The organism is Rhizobium rhizogenes NBRC 13257 (genome assembly GCF_000696095.1).
GTDB classification, from domain to species: Bacteria; Pseudomonadota; Alphaproteobacteria; order Rhizobiales; family Rhizobiaceae; genus Rhizobium; species Rhizobium rhizogenes.
The window spans coordinates 166200-190904 of the sequence record NZ_BAYX01000013.1; the positions used below are offsets into that span (position 1 = coordinate 166200).

Annotated in this window: 28 protein-coding genes; 14 read left to right on the plus strand and 14 right to left on the minus strand. The window is 57.0% G+C overall.

The genetic code is table 11. From position 1 onward, the window contains the following. Positions 1-440: 440 nt before the first annotated feature. The 5 genes from traG to RRH01S_RS26275 form a co-directional block, all read right to left on the minus strand. Positions 441-2354 (minus strand): Ti-type conjugative transfer system protein TraG, encoded by a 1914-nt coding sequence (gene traG, locus RRH01S_RS26255; RefSeq protein ID WP_042475337.1) that lies wholly within the window; start codon positions 2352-2354, stop codon positions 441-443. A gap of 48 nt (positions 2355-2402) precedes the next feature. Then, positions 2403-2582 (minus strand): conjugal transfer protein TraD, encoded by a 180-nt coding sequence (locus RRH01S_RS26260; RefSeq protein ID WP_042475340.1) that lies wholly within the window; start codon positions 2580-2582, stop codon positions 2403-2405. Further along, positions 2572-3129, minus strand: a complete 558-nt coding sequence (gene rctB / locus RRH01S_RS33230) for an SMa0974 family conjugal transfer regulator (protein WP_052365276.1) — start codon at positions 3127-3129, stop codon at positions 2572-2574. The genes RRH01S_RS26260 and rctB overlap by 11 nt, the downstream gene beginning before the upstream one ends. Continuing rightward, a complete protein-coding gene (locus RRH01S_RS26270) occupies positions 3126-4385 on the minus strand; it encodes an 8-amino-7-oxononanoate synthase family protein (RefSeq protein WP_042475343.1) in 1260 nt (419 codons plus the stop codon). The genes rctB and RRH01S_RS26270 overlap by 4 nt, the downstream gene beginning before the upstream one ends. Before the next feature lie 271 nt (positions 4386-4656). Continuing rightward, complete coding sequence (locus RRH01S_RS26275) at positions 4657-5358, minus strand: winged helix-turn-helix transcriptional regulator (protein WP_042475346.1); 702 nt, start codon at positions 5356-5358, stop codon at positions 4657-4659. Positions 5359-5774: 416 nt separating this feature from the next. Between RRH01S_RS26275 and RRH01S_RS26280 the strand changes: the two genes are divergently transcribed. Then, entirely contained in the window at positions 5775-6065 is a 291-nt protein-coding gene (locus tag RRH01S_RS26280) for a Y4oE-related protein (protein ID WP_042475347.1), read from the plus strand. Positions 6066-6299: 234 nt separating this feature from the next. Here the strand turns inward: RRH01S_RS26280 and RRH01S_RS26285 are convergent, their stop codons facing one another. The 8 genes from RRH01S_RS26285 to RRH01S_RS26315 form a co-directional block, all read right to left on the minus strand. Beyond that, a complete protein-coding gene (locus tag RRH01S_RS26285) occupies positions 6300-7196 on the minus strand; it encodes a nucleotidyltransferase and HEPN domain-containing protein (protein WP_042475351.1) in 897 nt (298 codons plus the stop codon). Between the two features lie 145 nt (positions 7197-7341). Then, positions 7342-7632, minus strand: a complete 291-nt coding sequence (locus RRH01S_RS26290; protein WP_042475352.1) for a CopG family transcriptional regulator — start codon at positions 7630-7632, stop codon at positions 7342-7344. Then, positions 7629-7799 carry a hypothetical protein gene (locus tag RRH01S_RS34530; protein WP_165586817.1) on the minus strand — a complete coding sequence of 57 codons (171 nt, stop codon included), beginning with the start codon at positions 7797-7799 and terminating at the stop codon, positions 7629-7631. The genes RRH01S_RS26290 and RRH01S_RS34530 overlap by 4 nt, the downstream gene beginning before the upstream one ends. Before the next feature lie 235 nt (positions 7800-8034). Further along, a complete protein-coding gene (locus tag RRH01S_RS35120; RefSeq protein ID WP_267880592.1) occupies positions 8035-8160 on the minus strand; it encodes a hypothetical protein in 126 nt (41 codons plus the stop codon). A 280-nt stretch (positions 8161-8440) separates the two neighbouring features. After that, complete coding sequence (locus RRH01S_RS26300) at positions 8441-9472, minus strand: extracellular solute-binding protein (protein WP_042475436.1); 1032 nt, start codon at positions 9470-9472, stop codon at positions 8441-8443. Positions 9473-9561: 89 nt separating this feature from the next. Further along, positions 9562-10338 (minus strand): ABC transporter permease, encoded by a 777-nt coding sequence (locus tag RRH01S_RS26305; RefSeq protein ID WP_042475358.1) that lies wholly within the window; start codon positions 10336-10338, stop codon positions 9562-9564. 73 nt (positions 10339-10411) lie between these two features. Continuing rightward, on the minus strand, positions 10412-11311 hold the full coding sequence (locus tag RRH01S_RS26310) for an ABC transporter permease (protein ID WP_042475360.1): 900 nt from the start codon (positions 11309-11311) through the stop codon (positions 10412-10414). 3 nt (positions 11312-11314) lie between these two features. Further along, positions 11315-12421: an ABC transporter ATP-binding protein gene (locus RRH01S_RS26315; protein WP_042475363.1), complete on the minus strand. Its 1107-nt coding sequence runs from the start codon at positions 12419-12421 to the stop codon at positions 11315-11317. 236 nt (positions 12422-12657) lie between these two features. On the opposite strand from RRH01S_RS26315, the gene RRH01S_RS26320 reads away from it, so the two are divergent. From RRH01S_RS26320 to RRH01S_RS26340, 5 genes are all read left to right on the plus strand, one after another. Next, a complete protein-coding gene (locus RRH01S_RS26320; protein ID WP_042475367.1) occupies positions 12658-13356 on the plus strand; it encodes a GntR family transcriptional regulator in 699 nt (232 codons plus the stop codon). Positions 13357-13453: 97 nt separating this feature from the next. After that, positions 13454-14815, plus strand: a complete 1362-nt coding sequence (locus tag RRH01S_RS26325) for an aspartate aminotransferase family protein (RefSeq protein ID WP_042475370.1) — start codon at positions 13454-13456, stop codon at positions 14813-14815. Then, positions 14812-16524, plus strand: coding sequence for an acetolactate synthase catalytic subunit (locus tag RRH01S_RS26330; RefSeq protein WP_042475374.1), 1713 nt, complete (start codon positions 14812-14814; stop codon positions 16522-16524). The genes RRH01S_RS26325 and RRH01S_RS26330 overlap by 4 nt, the downstream gene beginning before the upstream one ends. Further along, a complete protein-coding gene (gene fabG, locus RRH01S_RS26335; protein ID WP_309546979.1) occupies positions 16524-17294 on the plus strand; it encodes a 3-oxoacyl-ACP reductase FabG in 771 nt (256 codons plus the stop codon). The genes RRH01S_RS26330 and fabG overlap by 1 nt, the downstream gene beginning before the upstream one ends. Before the next feature lie 49 nt (positions 17295-17343). Then, on the plus strand, positions 17344-18075 hold the full coding sequence (locus RRH01S_RS26340; protein ID WP_052365282.1) for a winged helix-turn-helix transcriptional regulator: 732 nt from the start codon (positions 17344-17346) through the stop codon (positions 18073-18075). A gap of 92 nt (positions 18076-18167) precedes the next feature. Here the strand turns inward: RRH01S_RS26340 and RRH01S_RS26345 are convergent, their stop codons facing one another. After that, complete coding sequence (locus tag RRH01S_RS26345) at positions 18168-18521, minus strand: MarR family transcriptional regulator (protein WP_034519737.1); 354 nt, start codon at positions 18519-18521, stop codon at positions 18168-18170. Positions 18522-18619: 98 nt separating this feature from the next. Between RRH01S_RS26345 and RRH01S_RS26350 the strand changes: the two genes are divergently transcribed. The 8 genes from RRH01S_RS26350 to RRH01S_RS26385 are packed head-to-tail and all read left to right on the plus strand — an operon-like array spanning position 18620 to position 24693. Continuing rightward, a complete protein-coding gene (locus RRH01S_RS26350; RefSeq protein ID WP_042475442.1) occupies positions 18620-19159 on the plus strand; it encodes a hypothetical protein in 540 nt (179 codons plus the stop codon). 2 nt (positions 19160-19161) lie between these two features. Further along, complete coding sequence (locus RRH01S_RS26355; RefSeq protein WP_042475379.1) at positions 19162-19830, plus strand: lytic transglycosylase domain-containing protein; 669 nt, start codon at positions 19162-19164, stop codon at positions 19828-19830. Beyond that, positions 19827-20129 carry a TrbC/VirB2 family type IV secretion system protein gene (locus tag RRH01S_RS26360; protein ID WP_007694680.1) on the plus strand — a complete coding sequence of 101 codons (303 nt, stop codon included), beginning with the start codon at positions 19827-19829 and terminating at the stop codon, positions 20127-20129. Before RRH01S_RS26355 ends, RRH01S_RS26360 begins: the two co-directional genes overlap by 4 nt. Positions 20130-20134: 5 nt before the next feature. After that, positions 20135-20473 (plus strand): VirB3 family type IV secretion system protein, encoded by a 339-nt coding sequence (locus RRH01S_RS26365; protein ID WP_034519700.1) that lies wholly within the window; start codon positions 20135-20137, stop codon positions 20471-20473. After that, entirely contained in the window at positions 20466-22832 is a 2367-nt protein-coding gene (locus RRH01S_RS26370) for a VirB4 family type IV secretion/conjugal transfer ATPase (protein WP_042475445.1), read from the plus strand. Before RRH01S_RS26365 ends, RRH01S_RS26370 begins: the two co-directional genes overlap by 8 nt. Positions 22833-22846: 14 nt before the next feature. Then, positions 22847-23527: a P-type DNA transfer protein VirB5 gene (gene virB5 / locus RRH01S_RS26375; protein ID WP_085946447.1), complete on the plus strand. Its 681-nt coding sequence runs from the start codon at positions 22847-22849 to the stop codon at positions 23525-23527. Further along, positions 23524-23757 (plus strand): EexN family lipoprotein, encoded by a 234-nt coding sequence (locus RRH01S_RS26380; RefSeq protein ID WP_037219256.1) that lies wholly within the window; start codon positions 23524-23526, stop codon positions 23755-23757. Before virB5 ends, RRH01S_RS26380 begins: the two co-directional genes overlap by 4 nt. A gap of 3 nt (positions 23758-23760) precedes the next feature. Then, positions 23761-24693, plus strand: a complete 933-nt coding sequence (locus RRH01S_RS26385) for a TrbL/VirB6 family protein (protein ID WP_042475386.1) — start codon at positions 23761-23763, stop codon at positions 24691-24693. The last annotated feature ends 12 nt before the right edge of the window (positions 24694-24705 follow it).

The window sequence follows — 24705 nt, forward strand, 5'->3', positions numbered from 1 at the left end:
GTTGTTCCACTCATTCACGACCGCGAGAATGGCGGCTTTAGGACGTGCTGGAAAAACCGATATAGAGCAAGTCGTGGAAAATGATAGTCACTACGCGTTTGTCAACCTAGAAGACGCGCGTGAAGGTCGAGAACCAGCTTCCGCATGATGTGTTCGCCGGGCTGAAAAACCTGAGGTCGCGGCCGCCGTTTCGCTCTTCCGGTGTCGCTTTCACTTCCCGATTTCAACCGGAGAAAAGTCCTATATCCGGCGCACTTAGGCGGCAAAAGCAGGGCGATCTATCGCTAACGATTTTAATTCGTCACCTGGCCTATGCCCTGGGGGCATGCCGTCTCGTACCTTGTCGAGCAAATCGCACAACAGAAAAATCATTGCCAGGTCACGCTCTATGACCGCTGGCTGCCGGAATTCGTTACTGGCTTCGTGGTCAACGACAAAGCCTAGAATTTTAAAAAGCGATTGACCTTCGCCGCCTTATCCATCTCCTTGCGTCGGAAATAGATCGCTCGTCCGCAGCGAATGGGACTGTGGCCCTGGACGATGATGATCTGCTCGTCCTTGCGCATCGACTGGGTGATTTCGTGCGGCATGATCAGCGGCCGGCGTTGGAAACTGATGCTTTCGGATTTGCGGCCACTGCTATTCGCGTTGCTCCAACCGACATTGCGCGAACGTCCTTGAACCTCGACGGTCATCTCTCCGCATTGGGCCGAGACATTGCGTGCCGTATCGAGCGCCTTGATTGCGGCGTAGGATGTGAAGGCGCAGCCTTCGATCCAGGAGGTCGCTCCGTCCTTGCCAAAGTGACGCTCGAGTTGGCTGACAGATTGGTACATCAGCATCAGTGTGATGCCGTATTTGCGCCCGCGGTCCCGTGCTTCTTCAAGAATACGGATGTAGCCCAGCAAATCGACCTCATCGAGCATGAAGAGCACTCGGTGGTAGAAGTCGCCGTCGGCCTGGACCATGGCATTGATCAGCGAGCCGATGATCACCCGGCCAATGCCCGGATAGGAGCGCAGGATCGAAGCGGGGATATTGAGGAAGACGTCCTTCCGTCCAGAAGCGATGTCGCTCGATTTGAACGCATCACCGCAGACAAGCGCGGCATAATTGTTGAGCGACAGCCATTGCGTATCCTTGGATGCGGTCGAATAGACCCCGGAGAAAGTCTGCTCCGTCATGTTGGTGAAGACGCCTAGCGTCTCGCGAATAAAGGCGGACGCGGAATTTTCTTGGATGTCGCGCAGCATGGCAAGCACCGACGGTTCCGGCTCGGAAACGATTAGACGCAGGCTGCGCAAGTTGCGGCGGCCGGCATAATCTGGCGACAGCATCACATGCGCCAGAAGACCAGTTAGTAGATTGTGCGCCTGGTTCTGGAAATAGGAGCCAGTCGAGGTGTCGAAGCGCAGGCTTTCTGACAAAAGCATATGGGCGATACCAACGATGTCCTCTTCCTTGCGCGTCGATCTCTCGATCCCATCAAGAACGTTGAAGCCCATGACCGGATTGGTGGGGTCGAGTACCATGACTTCGCGGCCGAGCGCATGGGCGCGATGTTCGAGAACCATCGGTGCGACCTCCGTCGATGGATCGAGGCAGATCAGCGGCCCTCGGTAGCGCAGCGCCGTCGGGATGACGTTGCTGGTCGTCTTGAAGCCGCCGGAGCCCGCGAAGAACAACATATGGGTGGAATCGAAATTCTGATTGAAGGTCATGAGCGGCGCCTTGCCACCTTGCCCCCAAGTCCCGTAATCGTTCGGATCAAAAGGCAGCGCATGCACGCGGTCACGGTCGACGCGGTAGCGCTCGCCGATGACGATCTCCCCGTCCGAGGGGAAGATCTTGGCCACCTCCGGCATGAGCAGCCAATCGGCATCGCCGAAGATGCCGCGCTTGGCGCGTTTGATCGGATTGGAAACGACGATCGAGATGCGCGCGGAGATTGCGACAATACCAAATCCGAGAATCGTCCCGGCAACCGCGAAGGCGTCGAGATAAGTGAGAGCCTCGTTCCATGTGATGACACCATTCTTCACCCATGGAGCGAGACGGGCATATTCCCGCAGGGCGTAAAAGCCTGCCACGCATAAAAAGCAGAGTAGGCTCGTGGAAGCGATCGGCCGACGGCGATGCAGTGGCAATGCCCAAACCGTCAGAAGTGAGGCGATAGGTCCGAGCACGAGATTGGGAAGAGGAACCGCTCGAAGGAACCAATAGGCGATCCGTGCTGGCATGCCGATCGCCAAATCCTGCCACCGCCATCCGGTGATACAGAGCGTCAGTGTTGTCACTGCGATCGGCACCAGGGTGAGCACCAAGCTCGGATTCACTCTGTACCTTAGCGCCATTGAGACGTCTCCTCCAGGAATAGTGTCTTCGCGTCATGAGGAACGCCTTCAGCACTGTCTCGCCAGCTCTATCGGTCGCCGGTATTCGTCCGAGGTCAGTGATACCTTCACCAATTCCAGCAGGGCGCCGAGCAGAAAGGCGCGGTCCGCTTCCGCAAGGCCGGCCCGAACGACCAGCCCGCCAAGCAGAAGCTTCTGACGGGCGTCACGCTTACGCTCACCGGACATCAGAAACCTGCGCCGAAGCTCCAGTCCCATCAGTCGCTGGTCGAGGCGTTTCAAGTCCAGCAGGGAACCACTCGACTGCGTCATTGGAGATGGCCGCGAGTTTCAAGAGGCTACCCTCCAGAAGCGTTCGAATTCCGTAGAAAATGACGAGGTCCCGGGCAGAAATGCGAACAAATAAACCATCGTTGGTTGGCCGTATGACGGCGCAGCCGTCGCCAAAGTTCAGAAACCTGTCGGCTCCTTCGGTGACTGCAGATCGGCTACCATACCGAATCTGCATGCAGGCCCTGTCAGCAATAATATCCGTAGCGCTGATAATTGCGGGTCCTTCCTCGCATTTGAACCTTTTTTCCCGCCCGTTGGAGATTATTGAAGGGCATAGCTCGGCAGCTTGTTGGCAAATCTGCTCAAGCCATATATCGGAATCGGGTAAGGTGACGTAGGTTTCGGCGATATATTTCAGCATATCGATCCCGTCGGCCTTTAAGTTGGCGTTGCGGCTAAATTCCGGGGCTTCATTCAGAATGACGCTGATTGGGTCGATCATGGATCTGTTCCTCGTTCGGCGAGCGCCTCGTTGATCGCACGTCCCAACCCTTCAATTTCCCGCATGCTGTGCCTGGCGGTAGGGCAGACCCGCAAGCCGGCCTTGCCCTTTGCGACGGTGGGAAAGAAGATCGCCGAGGTGTAGAAGCCCTTGTCGAGAATGTGGGTCGCGGCACGAATGGACGGTCTTTCGTCGCCGAACTCTATGGTGCGGATTGGTAGCTTTGAGCCGGCCTGCTCGCTGGCAACCATCCTGTCGAAAACAGCTATCCGATCTGCAAGCGCATCCTGGCGTAACTTGAGCTCATCGGTGCGGTGCAGCGCCTGAGACGCCATGGCAGCGCCGATTGCTGCTAGATTAAGCGACGCGGAAAAGGCATAGGCGATCGAAAAGCGCCGGAACAATTCTTCCTGTCGAGGAGTGCCGAGCATCAGCAAGCCGCCCGACGCTCCAAAGCCTTTGCCCAGCGATGCGGCAATGATTGTGCGCTCGCCAAGGGCTGCGCCGACCTGGGATCGTACAAAGCCCTCCCCAGACTTCCCGAACAAGGAAATGCCATGGGCATCGTCGATATAGAGAAACAGGCCGTATCGATCCTGGAGTGCGAGGAGGTCCGCAATCGGCGCGCTGCCGCCCATGGAATAGACGCCATCGCACACATAGGCTACGCGATCGTTGCGCCGGCAAATATCCTCGAGTGCGTTCAGATCGTTATGAGCAATCGTTTCGATCGGTGTTTCATTGGCGACGACCGGCTTGTGAAACGCAAGCGTCGCATGCGCCAACCGGTCGAAAACGACCGCCGGTCTTTTGTTCTCAGTGAGGTATCCGGAGGCGAGGAGCGGTAGGGCTCCCATATTGGCGGCGAGGACCGTCGTGTAGGTTATGACCCGTGCCGCAAACAAGTCGGAAAGCGCTTCTTCCAGTTCGCCTAGCAGGCTGAAATTAAGCCTCGTTCTTGCGCAGGACCAATGGAGCGCCTTGTACCGCTGTATTGCCTCTATGGCGCCTTCGAGGATGAGCGGATGATTGTCGAGGCCGAGATAAGAGCAGCGAACGAAGTCAGTCACTTGTCTCTTCTGAGGCACCGTGGGCAACAGGACGGAGCGATCCTTATCCGGGTCCGCGTAAAGCGCCATGACCCCCTCCTGCTCGGCCGCAGCAAGATTTTGATCGGCGGAATCGATCACGCTGAGTGTATTGCGGTAGGATCGCGACACAGCCGAAGCGGTGGGCGAATGATGATCATCGCTCATGGGAATATCCAAATTGTTCGTAGCGGAGCAGCGACACAACAGAAAATGGACATCTGCTGCAGCACATCGCGTCTCATTGGCGACGCGATGCTATTTTATTGCCGTGGAATGGGTCTGCGAACAACGATCGTTTCGGTAATATTGTTTGAAGGTTCTGTGACGACAATATTTCGAAAGTGAAAGGCTTGAAAAACACAGCAGGCGGAGTGTCACATTGATGCTCAACGGGGTTTCTCGGTGATTTCAGAGCTTACGAAGCTCGATCTGTCTTCTAGCGCTCATCCAACGCGTACCCGGTAGCCCGCACCGTGCGGATAATATCGCGGCCTAGCACGCCTCTCATGGCTCGCCGAAGGCGCCCGACATGGACGTCGACGGTGCGGGGCTCCACAAACGTACCTTGCGGCCATGCAGCCTCGATGAGAGCGTCGCGGCTGAAGACGTAGCCTGGTTTTTGTAGAAAATGCTGAAGAAGGCGAAATTCGATCGGACTGAGTTGGACGTCCATGCCGTTGCACTCGACGCGCATGCTATCCAGTTGCATCGCGATTTCCGCATAAATAAGCGTATTGCCGGAGGTTCTTTCTATGCAAGATTTCGAATTGTCGTCCGGCGATAAGTCTGACAGATAAGATAGAAAACGCTCTGGGTTGAATGGGCGCATGAAAATCTCGCTCACGCCGGTTTTGAGGACTTCTAGATAAAGTTGCTGATTGCCGGCTCCCACGAAGACGGCGATCGGTAGCGTTTTGTCGGCCAGTGTTTCCCTGATCTGGCTGACAAGATCGCCGATACGGAAGGCGTCGCTATGATAGTCTATTATCACGGCCACCAAATCATCGGATTTCACGCTAGCCAGGGCTTCCTCCGCTCCTTCCACCAACGAAGATTCGAGACCTCCCATATTGAGGATCTGTGCGAGCAGAAGGTAGAATTCGTAATCCGGGGAGCAAATGAGGATGAGTGGCTTCATTGATGATAACCTTTCGATCAGTAGGCGGTGGCACGCGGAGGATGAGAGGGTTCGAGATTCCGCACCACTTGGGATTATTTGGTGCAACAAAAATATCTGCGATCAGTAGCGATTCTGTCGCTAATTGCCAAAAATCGCTGTTATTTATCTGTCATAAATTTACATTGTACGCAAATAGGGAAAATGATACGTATTTAATCACATTTTTGTTGCATCAAAAATGGAGGGCAAAAGAGCTTCTTTGCGAGCGAGTTTGGACGGCTCGCCCAGGATGCAAGGCTGGTGGATTTTGAGATGAAATAGGAAGTGGCCAGGGATCACACGACATATGCGGCATCCGCGGTCGTGACTCACTTGTGAGAATAAAGTCCGGCCAAACTTTCGTCCCGTGCCGGATATTCACGGGAGAGCTTCCTATGACTTTTGCGGATACATCAAAATATCGCCAGGCGCCGTCCTCGGATGATGACATCTCTATTTGGTCTGGCGGGGATCCGGCAGTCGCGGCCTTGGCCGCAAAGGCGGCCTATGGTCCCGATGCCACGCTTGCTGTGGCTTGGTGCGCCTTAGGCGCGAAGGTGGATGGACGTGCTACCGACGCCCATTTCTGGTTCGAGGTTTTTTGCCTGCTGCGTGCCGGCGAAACGCCGGCGACGGGCTTTTCGAGTGGCGCGGACTCGGTAAACGCAGATGGAAAACTGCACTAGGTTTCCTGTGGCCACAAATGGTCGAGCAGAACCGATATATCTTCGTACCTGTCGGTAACGCCCCACCGCTCGGGTATCGGCCAGACGCTAAGCGATGAGGTTGCGGATAGAGGGAGTTTCCGAGTATGGCGGAGCGGCATGGGATGGTGATCCGATAAGTGCCGACTGCCTGGAGAAAGACCGCGACATGGCGGCCGGTGGTAAAGAACGTCGACCAGCGATTGCCCGCAGCGCTCAGAGCTTTTCCCGCAGCTTTTCGATATGCTCGTCGCAAATCGCTTTTACCAGTTGCTGCAGCGCGTCCGTACGTTCGCCAAGCCAGACGAGTGCTTCCTCGGTGATCTTGAAATGCTCGGAATAACGGGCTTTCACATAGGCTTGGTTGATGATGTTGAACCAGGCAGTATAGCGTTGCCGATCTTGTGGCCAGATCTCTGCAAGCCGCTGGTCGCGGCCCTCGGCAAGCGTCTTCAGGTGGTTGAGGTTGTGCGAGGCAGGGCTGTAGCTCGTCAGCGTTAGTAATAGTGTCGAATAGACCTGTTCAACGGCCTGATGAAACAGAAACGCAGCTTCGTCTGAGTCACCCTCGTTTGCGTAAAATCGAGCGCCTTTTAGAAACTTTTGGCTTCTCTGAAATCTCTTGAAATGCTGTTGAGCCGCACGATATTCGTCTGCTGGAGTGAGCGGCTTCGGCTCGGCGAGTTCTTCGTCATCTAGTTCATAAAGAACGATGCCGTCGCGACGGATCTCGCTGAAGAAATATCTGCCCAGCTTTAACGCGGCATTGACCTCACGGAGCGAATGTACGCTGAGGCTGACTGGCGGCTTGACGATACGGGGAAATCGGTCGGCCGCCTTGCGCCAGTATGAACCGAAGTCGGTAAGCTTGCGATTGTTGACGATTACCAGCAGATCGTAGTCGGACTTGTAGCCCTTTGTGGTATGCTCCTCATCTACCCAGTTGCCACGAGCATAAGAGCCGAAGAGAATAATCTTGAGGATACGGCCTTTCTTCTTGAAATCGGCCGTGCCTTCCTTCAGCGCATCCTCGAATTCCTCATGCACAATCTCGATAATTCGCGACAGTTCGAGTCGTTTGCGTTCCGGCAGATGATCGAGGCTGAACTTCATGGAGAGCGGGACCCTTTCTGATGATTCCAGTTCTAGGTACGATCCGGTTACAATGCCAGTCCGATATTGAATCTATGCCAGCCGGATGGCGTAGCAGAAGAGATCTTTCCGCCCTTCGATCGAATTCGGATTTGGACTGTCGGTGTCAGGCGCTTCCGTCCGCCTCACTGTCTTCGTCCAGCATTCGCACAGGCAGATAGGTATTCGTCTCCAACCACTCCTGCACGATATAACGGATCATTTGATTGCGCGTCATATTCAGCTCGCCGGCGACGCTGCAAAGGGCCTCCTCGACATCTTCATTGAGCGCAATCGATCCCGAGTTGCGCACCATAATAGCAGCGCGTCGAAGCAGAATCTGCAAATCGGGCCGTGAAACGTCGGCAATGCGCGCAGCGGTCTCTTCAAGCAGAACGGCAAAATCGCGTGTTGTCATTGCAGAGCCAGTAAAAGCTGAACAGGCCTCGGGAACGGCAGCAGCGGCTGGCTTTCTTCAACGTGACGCTGCCAGATCGCCCGCCGTTCCGGGTCGCGCTCGCGTGCTGCCCGAGAGGCGGAAATTGTGGCGGGCGCCTGCTCAATGACTTGCTCTGCATGAGTCATGGTAAACTCCATGTGTTCCCTTTATGTTCTTATATTGGAAATGAGAAGTCAAGTTCGACTTCAGAGTATTAAGGTGGCGGTTCGTCTCTTTACGTGCCGCCGGTAAAGACCAATCAGTCTGCGGACATTTTCCCTTCAGAGACTGCAGGCGCCAATATCTTTGCGAAATGTCCGGTCGCCGGGGTCTTTCGGCATCCACTGATGGATTGTCTCGACGCTCTATGGGCAGAGGCATTTAGTCGTGGGATTTCAACAGCAACATCGCAGGCGCCGTCAATACGATCGAGGCAATCATCAGCGAAATTCCGATCTTCAGTATCTTTACTCGCCGTGTTCTGACGCCGAGCGAATCGTAAGTCACCCTACCCCCCTACACAGACGCAATTCCCAAACGAGAAGATAGCGGCGCGCGCGTGCGGCAAAGGGGCAATTTCTGCATCCTTGGGAAGCCTCATTGGGCAAGAGAGGCCCGCCCAGCTTCGAGCATTTCTGCTCGCAGGCGGACCTCCTGCCGATGTTTATTGGGGCGCGTGGGCGTCAAGTGCCAAGCGTTCATTCAATGAATGATCGCTGAACATTCATCTTCCAAACGCCGTGGCACGGCATCATCATGCACAATGTTTTCACGTCGTCATCCTGCTTTAGCGAACCCAGTTATTCCACCGCTCCAGCAACTCCGCGGCATGATCGTTGATCCATTTGGCGTCTGGAATGACGATACTGTCGCGCACGTCTTCGGTGCTCGGCATCTGGTCGCGAACTGCTTGCGGCATCACTTTAATTGCCGCGCTGCTAGGCGGCGTGCACAATAGTGCCTCGCACACCTTGGCCTGGATGTCCGGGGAATCCAACCAGAAGGCGATGAGCTTCAGAGCATTGTCTCGATTGGGCGCTCCCCTGATAACCGTGAGGCGATCGCCCACCAGAAACGCCGCTTTGTTCGACCAGGCGATTGAACGTCCTTCTGCCTTGAGCGCGCTTGCCCTCGTTAGCCAGATCTGCCCGATGCTGTAATCGTTCTCACGGAACCCCTGGACGCTCTGATCTCCGGTTTTCCACCAGAGTGAGATGGACGGCCGCAATGCGTCAAGCTTCTTGAGGGCGCGATCGACGTCGAGCGGAAAGAGGTCGTCGCGCTTGACCCCATCTGCCAAAAGGGCGGCTGCCATGACGCGCCACGGATCGTCGAAATTCGGAAACGAGCGTCCGCCCGGAAACTTTGAAGTATCCCACATATCCGCCCAGGTCACGGGCCGGTTGCCTTTGAAGGCTTGCGGATCGTAGGCCATCAATGTGGCTGTCGAAAACAGCCGCACGCCGGCCGGGATGCAGGCATCGGGAACGAGATCCTGACGATCCTTGAACTGTGTGCAAAAACTGTCAAGCGGTTCGGAAATCGCGAGATGATCCTTTGAGCTCACCTGGATTTCTCCGTCGGGGTAGAGATCCCAGCTGACGTTGCCGGTTTTCACCATCGCGGTCGCCTTGGCGCGCATCTCCGCGTTGGTTGCCGCAACGGAAACGACCTGGATACCGGTCTTAGCGGTGAACGGCTCGAACCACCATTTGCGTAGCGCCGCATCGTAGGCGCCGCCAGTCGTGGCGATCACGACCTGCTCGCTGGCAAGTGCTGGATTGGGCGTTTCTCCCAGAAGAATGGCTGCGCAAAACATAGCAATGCCGCTCAGCCGGATGGCTGCTCTTATTGTCATCAATGTTTTCCTCTTATGGATGTCCCCGCCTGCAGCGGGTGTTTCTGCCGCTAGTGCTGCTCCCGGCGGCTGTTCAGGAGATGTATGGAACCCATCAAAAGCAGCGAAACGGCAACAATGATGACCGAGACGGCGGCAATGACAGGTGTCAGGTTGAAATCGATGTCCTCGAACATTTTCCGGCTGATCGTCTTGCCGCCGGTGTCAGAGATGAAGAAAGCCACGGTCGCTTCGTCAAAGGAGGTCAGGAAAGCAAAGACCGCGGCCGTTGCGACGGCCGGCGCGAGATTGGGAAGTGTCACCGCAAAGAAGGCTCTGAGCCGCCCCGCTCCGCAGCTCAAGGCCGCCAGTTCCAGCAACGGGTCTATTCTCTCCAATGCCGCGGAAACGATGATGACGACAAAAGGCACCGCCAGCACCGAATGGGCAAGGACGAATCCGGTCAGGTTCCCCGTCAGTTGTAAAGGCGAGAAGACCAGATAGAGCGCGACGCCGAAGACGATTGCCGGCACGATCATCGGTCCGAGGCAGAGGGCTTGCAGCAGTGCCTTGCCTGGTAATTTGCCACGGACGAGAGCAACCGCCGCCATCGTCCCGATGGTCGTCGCTACGACAGTGGTTACTGCGGCGATCTGTAGGCTGAAGATGGTCGAGCGCAGCCAGTCGGGATCGGACAGATACGCCTCGAACCAGCGTAGGGTCAGTCCCTGCGGTGGGAACGTGATATAGGAGGCGTCGCTGAGTGCCAGTGGTATCACCAGCAGCGTCGGAAGGACGAGAAAGAACAGCACCGCCGCAATCATTAGATTGGAAGCATGTTGTGCCATCCGTGGCCAGACTGGACGATGCCGGCGGGCGTCGGACGACGGTGTTGCCAATCGCTGCGTCACGGGTTGAGATTCAATGGACACTGTTCAAACCTTTGCTGAAAGAGAGTGCGCGGCGAAAGATCAGCACCAGCAGCAACGTCGCGGTGAGCAAGATGACTGACAGGGCGGCGGCAAATGGCCAGTCCAGAAGGACGATTGTCTGCTGGCCGATCAGGGTCGCCATCATCAGCGTGCCGGGTCCGCCGACCAGGGCGGGGGTGATGTAAAAGCCGATGGCGAGAATGAAGCAGATCACACAGCCGGCGAAGACGCCTGATAGGCTGAGTGGAAAGGTCACGCGCCAAAAGGCGACCGTCCGGCTGGCGCCGAGATTTCGTGCCGCCTGCTCGTACGCGCTCGGCACCGAGCGCAAGGCCGAATGGATCGGCAGGATCATGAAGGGCATCAGCACATGCGTCATCGCGAGAATGACAGCGCCCTCAGTATAAAGCATCTTCAGAGGTGTCGAGATAACACCGAGCTGGATCAGACCGTCGTTGATGATGCCGTTGCGACCTAGCAGCACGATCCAGGCATAGGAGCGGACAAGCACCGAGGTCCAAAGCGGAATAAATAAGCATGCCGTTCCGAGCTTTGCCAACCTGCCCCGCATGTGCGCGATCGCATAGGCGGTCGGATATCCGATTGCAAAACAGGCAATGGTCACGATCGCCGCGATGCGGAAGGTTCTGAGCAGGACCTGGATATAAAGTGGACTCTCGAAGACACGCTGGTAAGGGGCGAGGGGAGTTGCTCCGGAAAGGCTGATGCCGATAAGCCTGACCACCGGATAGACGAAGCCTCCCGCCAAGAGGAGGAGCAGCGGCAGAATCAGCAAGATGGCCAACAGTGGCGAATAATGGCGGCTCGACCCTGTGCGGATCCAGCGGAGGAAAGAGCCGGGCGATTGTCTCACGAGGGATGATGCCATGGATTAGGCCCCCACTTTTGCAAACAGCCGCAAGGCGTTCGCCTCTGGGATGACGTCAACCAGGTCGCCTTGACGAAGGCCTGCCGCCACATGCCCGACGGGCATCTGGATCTGGAGCAGGCGGTCATCGCCATTTTGGGTTCGCACGAAGAAGAGGAAAAACGAACCGGCGAATACGGTTGCGTCTATGGTGCCGGTCAGAATGGCGCCGCGGTCGCGACCGTGAGGCGCTAGCGACAACCGTTCGGGGCGCACCGCGATGCTGACAGCTTGGCGAGAGGAAAAGGGGCTTGCCCCGTCTTCGGCCGCCGCCGTAGCAACGACGTTGCCGCCTTTTGGCCGCACCATGTAGTTCCCGCTATCTTGACCGAGATATTCGCCGTCGAGAAAGTTCATGCGACCAATGAAGTCTCCGACAAAGGCTGAGACGGGCGAGCGGTAAAGCTCGAGCGGCGATCCAACCTGGGCCAGACGGCCTTTTGCCACCACTGCTACGCGGTCGGACATGGTGAGCGCTTCCTCCTGGTCATGCGTCACATAGATGACGGTCGCCCCGAGTCGTTGCTGCAAGCTCTTGATTTCCAGTTGCAGCGCCTCGCGCAGTTTCTTGTCGAGGGCCCCAAGTGGTTCGTCCATCAAGAGAACGGGCGGCTCGAAGACGATTGCCCGAGCGACGGCCACGCGTTGCTGCTGGCCTCCGGAGAGTTGATGGGGATATCGATCGCCATAGCCGTTAAGATGTACCTGCGCCAGCACCGCCTCCACCTTGCTGCTGATGAGATCTTTGTCCATTCGGCGCATGCGCAACGGAAAAGCGATGTTGGCCGCCACCGTCAGATGCGGGAAAAGGGCATAGCGCTGGAACACCATACCGATGTTGCGCCTGTTTGGTGCCATATAGGTAACGTCGCGACGGCCGATCATGATCTGACCGTTGCTCGGGCTCTCGAAACCAGCGATCATCGTTAGTAGCGTCGTCTTGCCAGAGCCCGAAGGCCCGAGGATCGACAGGAACTCACCTGCCCGGATGGCCAGTGAAATGCCATCTACAGCAAGCGATGTGTCATATCGCTTTTCAACCCCTTGCAGCGTAAGTGCTTCACCAATCAAAGTTCCTCTCCTTCTTGTTGTCGTTTTGAAACGTGTCCGTTTGCGTCGGCGTCGCAAGCCGTTCACCGACCTCCTGGCTTCTGGTCCGGTTCCCGAGTTGAACTTTGGGAAGACGGGGATTTGCGAAAGTGTTATGAATTTTAATGTCACATAATGTTTGCAAGCACGTCGCTTTTCATTTTTGTTGCAACAAAATTGACGCTTGTCAAAGGGAATTGGAGAAATTTTCATTGGAAATGGCACCGGAAGACGAAGGAAACCATCAGCATCAGCCCAATCGATTGGGCGAAATGGCCTATCACAATATGAAGGAGCGACTGATCCGAGGCGCTTTTTCGCCTGGCGACAAGCTCACAATCCGCGCAGTTTCGGAAATGCTGGATGTCAGCTCGACACCCGCTCGCGATGCCATTAACCGCCTGGTGATCGATGGGGCGCTCATCTACTCTGGCCCGAAAACCGTCATCGTTCCTCATTTAAGATTGTCGGATCTCGAGGAGATTACGCAGATGCGCCTAGCGCTGGAGGGGCTCGCGGCGGCGCTATCCGTCAAGGGCGCAAGCGAGGCGGCGATCGAAGAACTTGAGCTATTTCAGGCGAAAATCGACGCTGCATTGGATGAAAAGCGTTATTTTGACGCCCTCTGGCATAATAAGGAGTTCCATTTTGCGATCTACCGTCTGAGCGGTATGCCCTATCTTTTGCAGATGATCGAGACTCTGTGGCTACGGGTTGGTGCGTCATTTAACGGACTCTATCCAGAGTTTTCCGAGACACGCTACGGTGCTCGCAATCATCGTTCCGCGATAGAGGCGCTTGTTGAAAAGGATGCCGCCGCTGCCCGCGCCGCCATCGAGAACGACATTCGTGATGGATTTCGCCAGATGAAAAAAATCAGCGCAGACCGCGATCAAAGGAATCTCTCCCGCCGCTGAATAATTATGTTGCACTTTCCTGCTCTCCATGTTTTTTTGATGCAACAAAAATGTGAACGGGATGCGAACATGCATCTCTGAACGGAGAGGGCAAGGCATGCTTCATCAGGATTTTCCATCATTTCGGCGTGCTTCGCTCAGATCACGCTCGCAATATTTCTTCGAGCGCGGGCAGATCGTGTTTCCCGATGGAACCACGCGCGTCACCGTCGAGCGCGATCCTCTGCCGACCTACATTTCCCGCGGTGAGGGCGCCTATCTGATCGACGTCGACGGCAATCGGCTCCTCGACCTCAACAACAATTTCACCACGCTGATCCATGGTCACGGTTACCTGCCCGTCGCCGACGCAATTGCGGATCTCCTGCAGAAAGGAACCTGCTTTTCCAATCCAACGGAACACGAGCTTGGATTGGCGGAACTGCTCGTGCAGCGCATTCCCGCGATCGAGCACATTCGCTTCGTCAATAGCGGCACCGAGGCCGTCATGTTCGCCATCAAGGCAGCGCGCGCCTTTACCGGGCGGTCGCGCATTGCCCGCGTCGAAGGAGCCTATCACGGTGCCTATGATTGGGCCGAGGTAAGCCAAGGCGCGTCGCCAACGTCATGGGGACCAGCGGACACCCCGGCATCCACGACCTCTTATGCCGGCGCGCCGGAAAGTGTTGCCGAAGAGGTCGATGTGATCCGTTTCAATGATGTTGAAGGCCTGGAGCGGCGGTTGGCCGTGTCGGGCAGTGACCTTGCCTGCATCCTGATCGATCCAATGCCGAGCAGGGCAGGTTTGATCGCCCCTGAGCCAGCCTTCATCGAAGCCGTCTCCGATCTTGCCCGACAACATGGCGTTCTCGTCGTAGCCGATGAAGTGCTGAATCTGCGGCAAGGATATCGCGGTGCATCGGCGCGTTTCGGGCTCGTGCCGGATCTTATTGCTGCCGGAAAGATCATCGGCGGCGGCTTTCCGGTCGGCGCGGTTGGTGGTCGCAAGGAGGTGATGGGGGTGTTCGCAAGCTCGGGCGCGAGGCCGGCACTGCCGCAAGGCGGCACTTTTTCGGCCAATCCGGTGTCAATGGTCGCAGGAAGAGTGGCTATGGAGGCACTGACGTCGGCAAGCTTCGAGCGTCTTGATGAAATGGGTGCGCGTGTGCGCGACGGCCTTTCTGCCGCGATCGCGCATCATGACGCACCATTTATCGTCACCGGTTCGGCTTCGCTTTTTCGCATCCACCCCAAGCGGCAGGTGCCCCGTGACTATCGGCAGGCCTTCCCGACACCGGAACAGAGCAGTTGGATGACCAATCTGACAAGCCATTTCCGTCAACTCGATATCCTCTTGCCCTTTGGGGCCGCCGCCTGCCTCTCCACGGCAATGACGAATACCGATCTTGATTTGATCGTCGAAGTCTTCGGCGATTTCCTCGAAACCTACGAAGCCGATTTTGCTGGAGCAACCGCATGACCACGAAGTCCTTGGAAACTGTCGCCGAATGCCTGGCCCGTTCGCTGGTGCGCCATGACGTCACCCATATATTCGCCCAAAGCCTACCATCAGCGCTCATCCTCGCTGCTGAAGCGGCAGGCATTCGCCAGGTCGCTTACCGGCAGGAGAATATGGGCGGCGCTATGGCCGATGGCTATGCTCGACGATCCGGAAAGATCGGCGTGGTGGCTGCCCAGAATGGTCCGGCTGCCACGCTGCTGGTGCCTCCGATGGCCGAAGCGCTAAAGGCGAGCGTTCCGATTATAGCACTTGTGCAGGAAGTCGAGCGCGATCAGATGGATCGGAACGCGTTTCAGGAGCTCGACCATATCGCGCTCTTCCAATCCTGCACGAAATGGGTGCGCAGGGTCATGGTCCCGGAACGAATCGAGGACTATATTGATGCCGCCTTCACTGCTGCTGCCTCCGGTCGGCCCGGACCAGTTGCGTTACTGTTGCCTGCCGATCTGCTGCGCTTAGAGCTTGGTGTTAAAACGCCATCACGATCTCTGAATCTCGGCCATTGGCCGCTTGATCGGTCGTGTCCTGATCGTGCGACATTGCAAAGGGCAGCGGAGTTGATTGCGAATGCCCACAATCCCGTGGTAGTCGCGGGTGGCGGTGTCCTCGGCAGCGATGCCTGCCATGAACTGGCCATGTTGCAGGATCTGGCTGTACTCCCAATTTTGACCACCAACATGGGCAAGGGCGCGGTTAATGAACATCATCCGCTTTCGGCCGGCGTCTTAGGATCACTCGTGGGTCCGCGGTCACTCGGACGCCATACGGCTGCTCTGGTCGGTGACGCAGACCTTGTCATTCTGGTTGGAACGCGAACCAATCAGAACGGCACGGATAGTTGGCGGCAAATTCCTGCTGGTGCCCAGGTGATCCACATCGATGTCGACCCTCAGGAAATCGGCCGCAATTATCAGGCGCTGCGCCTGGTCGGGGATGCGCGTGAGACACTCAGAGAGCTTGTTCATGCACTGAACGCGCTAGATCTATCCCAACGTCGGGACCAACGGACTGCTGTTATCGACCGCATAGCCGAGTGCTGGCGGCAGTTCGATGAGGATCGGCATCAGCTCGTGCATGCCACTGCGTCGCCGATCCGCCCGGAACGCATCATGGCGGAACTGCAGGCGTCATTGACGCCGCAAACGACCGTTGTTGCGGATGCAAGCTATTCATCGATGTGGGTCGTCGGCCAATTGCGATCACTTGCTTCAGGAATGCGGTTCCTGACGCCGCGCGGTCTTGCGGGGCTGGGATGGGGCCTGCCTCTGGCTCTTGGCGCAAAGGCAGCCAGACCCGAGCATCCGGTGGTCGCCATGGTTGGCGACGGCGGGTTCGCCCATAGCTGGGCGGAGATGGAAACCATGGTTCGCTCCGATCTTCCCATCACCATCATCCTTCTCAATAACGGTATCCTCGGTTTCCAGCGGGATGCCGAGACTGTGAAGTTCGGGCGCTTCACATCCGCGTGCCATTTTGCGCCTGTCGACCATATGCAGATTGCTCAAGCCTGCGGATGCCCGGCAGTGCGTGTCGAGGATCCAGCTGAGCTCAAGGCTCATCTACAGGGTGGACTGGCAGGCAAGGGGCCGCTGTTTATCGAGGTCATGACAGATCCTGAGGCTCACCCGGCTTTGTCCTTGTTTGCCGGCCTGGATGAGGCGGCATGATGCCAGAGCCGTCTCGCATCGCCGTCGTGACAGGAGGGACGAGCGGTATCGGATTGGCGACAGCGCGAAAGCTATTGGCGGCAGGGCATTGCGTCGCCATCTTCAGTCACAGTGCTAAAACTGTGACTGACGCAACCGCCGTGCTTTCCGCGGAGTTCGGATCTGGACGGGTCTTGGGTCGAGTTGTCGATCTGTCGGATTCTGTGGCTGTTGCCAAATTCTTCGAAGAGCTCTCATCCACCTGGGGAGACGCCCAAATTCTCGTCTGCAACGCCGGGATATCGCCCAAAGGCCTAGCCGGTCCTCGGCGGTTCGAGGATATCGGGCTGGAGGAATGGAACGAAGTGCTGGCCGTGAATCTGACCGGCACCATGCTATGTTGTCAGGCAGTCGTCAGTGGAATGCGACAGGCGGGATTCGGACGCATCATTTTGATCGGATCGCTCGCTGGGCGCACACGGCCCCGCATCGCCGGTGGCGCTTACGCCGCCAGCAAGGCAGCATTGGCCGGTCTTATGCGCGCGCTTGTCGGATCGTGCGGTCCTTTCGGCATAACCGTTAATCTCGTGGCGCCTGGCAGGATCTTGACGCCCTTGACTGGCGATCCCGATACGCCAGCCAATCGGGAAGCTGTCGGACGCATTCCTTCTGCCAGATTGGGAACGCCGGAGGACATCGCCGCCTCCGTTGCCTTCCTGGCGTCGGAGGACGCGGGATTCGTTAATGGTGCAATCCTCGATATCAACGGGGGCGAATATGCGCCAGCCTAGAGCCGTCACACGGTCCGGCGCGTCCAATTTCAAGCGCTCCGGAATGGCAATGAAGCTCGACGTGGCGGCCGGCAACGAAGTCATCATCTGGACCTCCGATGCAGAGCTGTTCCTGCCGTTTAGCTACATTCTGAAGACGCAAGGCTTTATCCCGTCTCTGGCTTGCAGCGCCAAGGATGTTCTGGCTTCCTGCACGAAGCGCTCGCCGTGCACAATCCTTTTCGATTGCACGCACGAAACCCAAGATGCTGTTTCCATATGTGGCGAGATCAGGCGATCCACACATGACAACGAGGTCCGCCTGATTGCGCTTTTACGAAGCGGAGCGCAGCTGCTTCATCTGGCCTTGTTGCAAGCCGGTGTTGATGACTGCCTGTTCAGGCCGCTTTCGCCGGAGAAATTGCTAACATCTCTCAGGCAGGTGGCGGGACAGGCCATGGAAATGATCAACTCGAAAATGGTTGCGCCACCGGCTTTTGCCGACCTGGAAGTCGACGTCGACAGTCGTCGAATATATTGCAACGGTCGCGACCTTGTACTGCCACCCATCGAGTTCAATATTCTACGTCATCTGATGAAGAGGGAGGGGCAGCTCTGCAGCCGTTCCGAACTGATTGCTTCGGCTTGGCCGGCTTCCGCCGAAGTCACGCCGCGAACGGTGGATGTTCATATTGGCCGCTTGCGCAAGGCGCTGGGGGAGTGGCCTGGATATGATGCTGCCATTCGCACCGTCCATGCAGCTGGCTATGTGTTCAAGCCACGGGGCTTGCGAAAGACATAGTCAAGCACACGAATACAGTCGCTTTGTTTGGTCATTTCTGGATTTTTATTGCTTCTTTTAATTCAGTTTGATTCGGCCGCTGAGATCATCAATCACCTCGCCTGAAAGCTCCGCAGCTTCTCGAAAATCTCCGGCGCGATCTCAAACTGACGGGCCTTGCCGCGCCCCATGGAATTCTTTACGAACGTCTCCGTCAGGATCCCACGTTTCACCAATGGCTCGATTGTCTCCGTCACGCCCATGCGTGTGAGCTTCGTAATTTCCACAATATTTGAGATAGTTAGTGCCTGGTGAGCTTGGTTCATGATGTAAAGAACACTCATCATGCCGACCTGTTTCAGCCGGGATTGTGGTGTCTCATCCTCCTGCGGATGATCCATGATCTCATGCAGAATGAAGGCTGCGAACGAAAGACTGTGCCACTGCGTGGTTAGGGTACTTGTCATCTTTTTAACTGCGTTATATAAGTCAGTATAAAGTACGAACGGCGTCAGATCGTCGCCGGACGGATCGTTTGATATCGCCACATCGAAGGATCATGCTGATGAAACGCCTTCTGGTTGGAACAGTCTTCGCCATTGCCGGCTGCATCCCTCTATACCTCATTTCCGAGAGGCATGCGCGCGCCGATGATTGGGGATGTCAGGTTATCCTGTGCCTTTCCAATCCGGGTGGGCCTACACAATATGACGCCTGCCGTCCCCCGATCAACAAGCTCTGGCAGGAGCTTGCCAAGGGGCATTCCTTTCCCACCTGCAGCGGTGTCGGCTTCCGGGCATCGCGTCCTGGTTACGAGCCCTATTTCTGCAGTGACAGCTATCGCCTGGCGACACGCTATGGCGAGCGCGGCCAACAGGAGACCTGCGTTTCGCTAACCCTTTCCAAGGTTGACGGAGGCTATTGCGCCCCCGGCCGTGATGGCAGCGCTAGAGACGATGGGCTGGTGATATCGGCGCGCTGGCAGCGGGATGGCCGGCACGTACAGTGCATGGGCTATCCAACGGCGCGGCCGAATGTGCGATCCGAGCCCCATTATGTCGATGTGACCATCGACGGCGTTGGAAGCCAGCGGGTGTGGTACTGACCATGGCCGTCTCCTTTACCGATCTTGCCCAGACCTGTGCGCCGGCGATTGCGATCGAAACGCTTGCGGCGGTTGTCAGTCTCGAAAGCCAGTTCCAGCCTTTTGATATTCGTGTGGGTGAGAGTTCATCTCTTCATGAACAGCCGAAGAGCAAGGCCGAGGCGATCGAAACCGCAACGGCGCTGATGGCGGAGCATCAGGATGTCCAGCTAGGGCTTGGCGGCATTGGCATCGCCGAATTGCGCAAGCTTGATCTCAGCATCGCGGATGCGTTCGATCCATGCCTCAACCTCAAGGCAACGGCGACACTGCTCGATGGCTATTATCGTCTGGCCGTGCGCGCCGGCGCGACACGGCAACAGGCGGAGCGCGTGATGCTGCAATCCTACTACGGGCGTTCCGATCCCTCGGTCGGAAAAATGGCCCAGTATGACGATCAGGTCAAAAGCGAGGCCAAACGGCTTTCGAAAATGCTGTCGGCCATAGCGATAGGGCAGAGCATCGGGCGGCAGACAGTTCCCGAACCCCAGACCAGTGATCCGTCCTTGAACGGTGAGGAAAGGCCTTTGCCCGAACGGTCGGCGCCCCCCCCGTCTTGGGATGTATTCCATGCAGCGCGGCAATCATCTGCGCTGGTCTTCCAAAATGATCAACCGGAGCAGTCTGAATGATGTCGAGGATCAATATTCGTGCATTTGGTGTCACCGTTGCGATGGCAACTGTCCTTTCGATCGCCATGATCGAGCCAGCCTTTGCCCAGAGCGCCGGCGGTATCGAGACGGTCCTGCAGAATATCGTCACCTTGCTCACGGGCAACGTCGCCAAGCTTCTGGCGACCATCGCCGTCATCATCGTCGGCATCGCCTGGATGTTCGGCTACCTCGACCTTCGCAAGGCCGCCTATGTCGTGCTCGGCATCGGTATTCTCTTCGGTGCCTCGCAGATCGTCAGCACGATTTCCGGGGGCTAAAGATCATGGTGGAGAAGGTTTCGCTCGAGGAAGACACTCTGTTTTTGGCCTGCACCCGGCCGGCGATGATTGCCGGGGTGACGATGGAGGCCATGGGCGTCAACATTATGCTGACGACGATCCTCTACATTATTGCCGGCTCGATCGCCTATGGCCTTGTCGGTGTGGTCTTTCATTTCATCTTTCGCTCGCTCGTCAAGCATGACCACAACATGTTCCGTATCCTGATTGCCTGGATCGAAACCCGTGGTCGTTCACGCAACGGCATCTATTGGAGTGGTTCTTCGCTGACGCCGTTGAGGCTGGTGCGGCACTATGACGAAAGGGACCTTGGCCATGCCTAATATGTCCCGTCTCAAATTCCGTGAAGTCGAGCCAGAAACGTTTATCCCCTATGTCCGGCACGTGGACGAGACCGTGATCGCACTCGATTCCAGAGCATTGCTGGCGATGATCTCTTTGGAGGGCGTATCTTTCGAGACGGCCGATGCGACCGACCTGAACAGCCTGCAGCGCGACCTCAATACGCTCTACCGCAACATCGCTGACGAGCGTCTGACAATCTGGACCCATCTCATCCGGCGGCGCGACAACACTTATCCCGACGGCGAGTTCACCAATCCCTTCTCGGCAACGTTGAATGGCAAATATCGGGAGCGGATGGTGAGCGAAGACCTGTTTCGCAACGATCTCTATCTCACCCTGCTCTGGCATCCGGGCCGCGATCCGGCCGAACAGCTCGCAAATCTGCTATCACGGCTTCGCAAGCTCCAACGAGCCGCAGTCGAGCTCGATGAGGGCAGTCTGAAGCATCTGCGCGACAAGGTAGCCGATGTCACCGCGGGACTGCGGCGCTTCGCGCCGCGCGTGCTGTCGCTCTACGATCAAAACGGTATCCTGTTTTCCGAACCGAGCGAGGTGCTGCATCAATTGATCGGCGGCCGCCGTGAACCCATACCATTGACGGAAGGCAGGATCTCCTCGGCGATCTATTCCGATCGTGTAATTGTCGGACGCGAGACGGTCGAGATCCGTCATGAAGGGACAAGCCGTTACGCGGGCATGTTCGGTTTCAAGGAATATCCGGCGAGAACCCGCGGCGGCATGCTGGACGGTATTCTAACGGCACCTTTCGAACTGATCCTCACTCAGTCCTTCGCGTTCAGGTCTAAAACCGATGCCCGCACCATCATGGGCCGCAAACAGAACCAGATGGTGAGTGCGGTCGACAGGGCAGCCTCACAGATCGAAGAGCTCGATGCGGCGATGGACGAGCTGGAATCAAACCGTTTCGTGCTCGGGGAGCACCATCTGACGCTTGGGGTGTTCGCTTCCTCTGTCAAAGACCTTACTGATAATCTCGCCAAGGCGCGCTCGCATCTGACCAATGGCGGCGCGGTCGTAGCGCGCGAGGATCTAGGGCTCGAAGCTGCATGGTGGGCGCAATTGCCCGGTAATTTTCGGTATCGGGCCCGTTCCGGTGCGATTACCTCTCGGAATTTTGCAGCACTTTCTCCGTTTCATTCCTATCCTATGGGTAGGAAGGACGGCAACGAATGGGGATCGGCCGTCGCCATGCTGAAGACGGCGTCGGGCTCGCCGTTCTATTTCAATTTCCACTATGGCGATCTCGGCAACACCTTCGTCTGCGGTCCGTCGGGTGCTGGTAAGACCGTGCTTCTCAATTTCATGCTGTCGCAACTCGAAAAGCATGACCCGCACATGGTCTTCTTCGACAAGGATCGTGGCGCCGACCTCTTCGTCCGGGCTGCCGGTGGCACCTATTTGCCGCTTAAGAATGGGCTGCCGACCGGATGTGCACCGCTGAAATCCTTGGAGCTGACACCGGAAAACAAGATATTCCTAGCACGATTTATCGCCAAGCTAGCCGGCGCGGCAGTGCGCGATTTTTCGGCCAGCGATGTCAGCGATATCGCGTTGGCGATCGATGGCCTTGCCGATCTGCCGAAAGATCAGCGCACGATCGGCGCTTTGCGCACCTTTCTCAACAATACCGATCCGGAAGGGATCGCCGCACGCCTGCGTCGGTGGGAAAGAGGCGGGCCGCTTGGTTGGGTCTTCGACAACGGGGCCGATGAGATCGGTATTGGCGCCAAATTTCTCGGCTACGACATGACCGATTTTCTCGACAATGAGGAAATCCGTAATCCCTTGATGGCTTATCTTTTCTACCGTGTCGAACAGTTGATCGATGGCCGACGGATCATCATCGTCATCGACGAGTTCTGGAAGGCGTTGCAAGACGAGAGCTTTCTTGATCTTGCCCAGAACAAGCTCAAGACTATTCGCAAGCAGAACGGCCTTTTGCTGTTTGCCACGCAAAGCCCGCGGGACGCCATCAACTCACCGATCGCGCATACGATCATCGAGCAGTGCCCAACACAGGTTTTCCTGCCGAATTCCCGCGGTGATCGAGACGACTATGTCGGTGGCTTCAAGCTCACCGAACGCGAATTCGAGTTGGTCACCCGCGAACTCTCCGCCGAAAGCCGGCGCTTCATTGTTAAACAGGGTCACAACAGCGTTGTCGCCGAACTCAATCTCAACGGTTTCGACGATGAGCTCGCAATCCTCTCCGGGCGAACGGCAAACGTGGAACTTGCCGAGGCGATCCGCTTGGAGCTTAGCGATGACCGGGACGAATGGCTGCGGATATTCCAACAGAAAAGGAGTGCAAGCTGATGGCACAGAGCAAAATGATTCCCATGACAGCGATAGTACTGTTCCTTTCCTCCTACGCCGCCGACGCTCAGGGTATCCCCGTCATCGACCAGACGGCGATTGCCAAGCAGATCGAAAGCATAACCCAACTGAAATCGCAGCTCGATGCGCTGAACCAGCAACTACAGCAGGCTCAGCAGCTCTACGGTTCGCTAAACAAGCTGACCAATATGGCCGACGTCGCCAGCCTGTTGAACGATCCGTCGATCCGCAAGGCATTGCCAGGGGACTTTTCTGCCGTCGAAGGCCTGCTCAAGGGCTCGGGTTCAGGCACGCTTGGTGATGCCGCCTCAAAGTTCCTGACCGACAATTCGACCTACAAAACGAGCGCCAATGACTTTTATGCCCAGGAACTGTCACGTCTTCAGAACAAGAATGCAGGGCAGATGAGCCTCGGCCAGCAAATCTACGACGCCGCGACCAAGCGGATCGACGGGATTGATCAATTGCGCCAGCAGATTTCTTCGGCGAGCGACGCCAAGGACATTGCCGATCTGCAGGCGCGGCTGCAGGCCGAAACGGCCTTTCTCCAGACCGATATGCTCAGGATGCAGGGGTTACAGATGGTGCAGCAGGCCGAGGTTCAGGTCGATGAACAGCGCAAGGCCGAGGATTGGCGCAAGCGTATGGATACAATGGGAGCGGCACTGCAATGAAGCGTCTTATTTTTCTGACATTCCTCATCGGCTTGGCTGGCTGCTCGAAGCAGTCCGAGCGTATCTATTCGGTGGATGAGCTGATGGCCGACCAGACGCTGCTGTCGGATATCATCGCCAAATGCAGAAGCAATCCCGGGGAGTTGCGAGCCACGCCGAACTGCATGAATGCCGAGGCGGCCGATTGGAAATCCCGCCTGGAGCGCATGGGCAAAGCACTCGGAGGCTGAGGCATGTATCAGATCTTTGCCTTCGTCGATGGGCAGTTCAAGGCGCCACTGGAGAATTTCATATCGTCAGGTACGTCGAATATCGCCAGCTGGGTCACCGGCCCATTGACGGCGGCATTGACACTCTATGTCATCCTCTATGGCTTCCTGATCCTGCGTGGATCGGTCCACGAGCCGATCATGGATTTCGCCTTCCGGGCAATGAAGCTTGCCATCATCCTGATGCTCGTCAGAAATGCCGGCGAGTACCAGACCTATATCAGCAATATTTTCTTCGACACGCTGCCCAAAGAGATATCGCAGGCGCTGAACTCCGGCACGATGCCCAGCGCCTCGACCTTCGACAGCCTGCTCGACAAGGGCCAGAAGTGTGCGAAGGAAGTCTGGGCACGCGCCTCATGGCCGGTCGATATCGTCACCGGTTGCGGCGGCATACTGGTCATTGTCGCGAGCTTCATGGTCGCTGCGATCGGCTATATCGTCTCACTCTATGCACGTCTGGCGCTCGCGATCATGCTCGCCCTCGGCCCAATCTTTGTTGCGCTCGCCATGTTTCAATCGACGCGCCGGTTTACCGAAGCCTGGATCGGACAGCTCGCCAATTTCGTGATCCTGCAGGTGCTGGTCGTGGCGATCGGCTCGCTGCTGATCACCTGCATCGACGCGACCTTCATGGCGATCGAAGCCTATAGCGATGTGTTGATGCGGCCGGTCGCGCTCGGCGCCATTTGCCTTGCCGCCCTCTACGTCTTCTACCAGCTTCCAGGCATTGCTTCGGCACTTGCCGCAGGCGGGGCGTCGCTCACCTACGGCTATGGCGCGGCACGCGACGCGCATGAAGGCACGCTTGCCCGAGGTGCTACCTACATGGCGCGAGCGACCGGTCGGGGTGCACGTGCCGTTGGCCGCAGCTTTCGTTCCGAAAGAACCGACTGATGTGGAACTTCA

What these genes read in the sequence shown, in the direction of transcription:
- traG (WP_042475337.1), bottom strand. Translation starts at nt 2,354, where the DNA reads ATGGCGCTAAGGTACAGAGTGAATCCGAGCTTGGTGCTCACCCTGGTG.
- RRH01S_RS26260 (WP_042475340.1), bottom strand. Translation starts at nt 2,582, where the DNA reads ATGTCCGGTGAGCGTAAGCGTGACGCCCGTCAGAAGCTTCTGCTTGGC.
- rctB (WP_052365276.1), bottom strand. Translation starts at nt 3,129, where the DNA reads ATGATCGACCCAATCAGCGTCATTCTGAATGAAGCCCCGGAATTTAGC.
- RRH01S_RS26270 (WP_042475343.1), bottom strand. Translation starts at nt 4,385, where the DNA reads ATGAGCGATGATCATCATTCGCCCACCGCTTCGGCTGTGTCGCGATCC.
- RRH01S_RS26275 (WP_042475346.1), bottom strand. Translation starts at nt 5,358, where the DNA reads ATGAAGCCACTCATCCTCATTTGCTCCCCGGATTACGAATTCTACCTT.
- RRH01S_RS26280 (WP_042475347.1), top strand. Translation starts at nt 5,775, where the DNA reads ATGACTTTTGCGGATACATCAAAATATCGCCAGGCGCCGTCCTCGGAT.
- RRH01S_RS26285 (WP_042475351.1), bottom strand. Translation starts at nt 7,196, where the DNA reads ATGAAGTTCAGCCTCGATCATCTGCCGGAACGCAAACGACTCGAACTG.
- RRH01S_RS26290 (WP_042475352.1), bottom strand. Translation starts at nt 7,632, where the DNA reads ATGACAACACGCGATTTTGCCGTTCTGCTTGAAGAGACCGCTGCGCGC.
- RRH01S_RS34530 (WP_165586817.1), bottom strand. Translation starts at nt 7,799, where the DNA reads ATGACTCATGCAGAGCAAGTCATTGAGCAGGCGCCCGCCACAATTTCC.
- RRH01S_RS26300 (WP_042475436.1), bottom strand. Translation starts at nt 9,472, where the DNA reads ATGTTTTGCGCAGCCATTCTTCTGGGAGAAACGCCCAATCCAGCACTT.
- RRH01S_RS26305 (WP_042475358.1), bottom strand. Translation starts at nt 10,338, where the DNA reads ATGGCACAACATGCTTCCAATCTAATGATTGCGGCGGTGCTGTTCTTT.
- RRH01S_RS26310 (WP_042475360.1), bottom strand. Translation starts at nt 11,311, where the DNA reads ATGGCATCATCCCTCGTGAGACAATCGCCCGGCTCTTTCCTCCGCTGG.
- RRH01S_RS26320 (WP_042475367.1), top strand. Translation starts at nt 12,658, where the DNA reads ATGGCACCGGAAGACGAAGGAAACCATCAGCATCAGCCCAATCGATTG.
- RRH01S_RS26325 (WP_042475370.1), top strand. Translation starts at nt 13,454, where the DNA reads ATGCTTCATCAGGATTTTCCATCATTTCGGCGTGCTTCGCTCAGATCA.
- RRH01S_RS26330 (WP_042475374.1), top strand. Translation starts at nt 14,812, where the DNA reads ATGACCACGAAGTCCTTGGAAACTGTCGCCGAATGCCTGGCCCGTTCG.
- fabG (WP_309546979.1), top strand. Translation starts at nt 16,524, where the DNA reads ATGCCAGAGCCGTCTCGCATCGCCGTCGTGACAGGAGGGACGAGCGGT.
- RRH01S_RS26340 (WP_052365282.1), top strand. Translation starts at nt 17,344, where the DNA reads ATGAAGCTCGACGTGGCGGCCGGCAACGAAGTCATCATCTGGACCTCC.
- RRH01S_RS26345 (WP_034519737.1), bottom strand. Translation starts at nt 18,521, where the DNA reads ATGACAAGTACCCTAACCACGCAGTGGCACAGTCTTTCGTTCGCAGCC.
- RRH01S_RS26350 (WP_042475442.1), top strand. Translation starts at nt 18,620, where the DNA reads ATGAAACGCCTTCTGGTTGGAACAGTCTTCGCCATTGCCGGCTGCATC.
- RRH01S_RS26355 (WP_042475379.1), top strand. Translation starts at nt 19,162, where the DNA reads ATGGCCGTCTCCTTTACCGATCTTGCCCAGACCTGTGCGCCGGCGATT.
- RRH01S_RS26360 (WP_007694680.1), top strand. Translation starts at nt 19,827, where the DNA reads ATGATGTCGAGGATCAATATTCGTGCATTTGGTGTCACCGTTGCGATG.
- RRH01S_RS26365 (WP_034519700.1), top strand. Translation starts at nt 20,135, where the DNA reads ATGGTGGAGAAGGTTTCGCTCGAGGAAGACACTCTGTTTTTGGCCTGC.
- RRH01S_RS26370 (WP_042475445.1), top strand. Translation starts at nt 20,466, where the DNA reads ATGCCTAATATGTCCCGTCTCAAATTCCGTGAAGTCGAGCCAGAAACG.
- virB5 (WP_085946447.1), top strand. Translation starts at nt 22,847, where the DNA reads ATGATTCCCATGACAGCGATAGTACTGTTCCTTTCCTCCTACGCCGCC.
- RRH01S_RS26380 (WP_037219256.1), top strand. Translation starts at nt 23,524, where the DNA reads ATGAAGCGTCTTATTTTTCTGACATTCCTCATCGGCTTGGCTGGCTGC.
- RRH01S_RS26385 (WP_042475386.1), top strand. Translation starts at nt 23,761, where the DNA reads ATGTATCAGATCTTTGCCTTCGTCGATGGGCAGTTCAAGGCGCCACTG.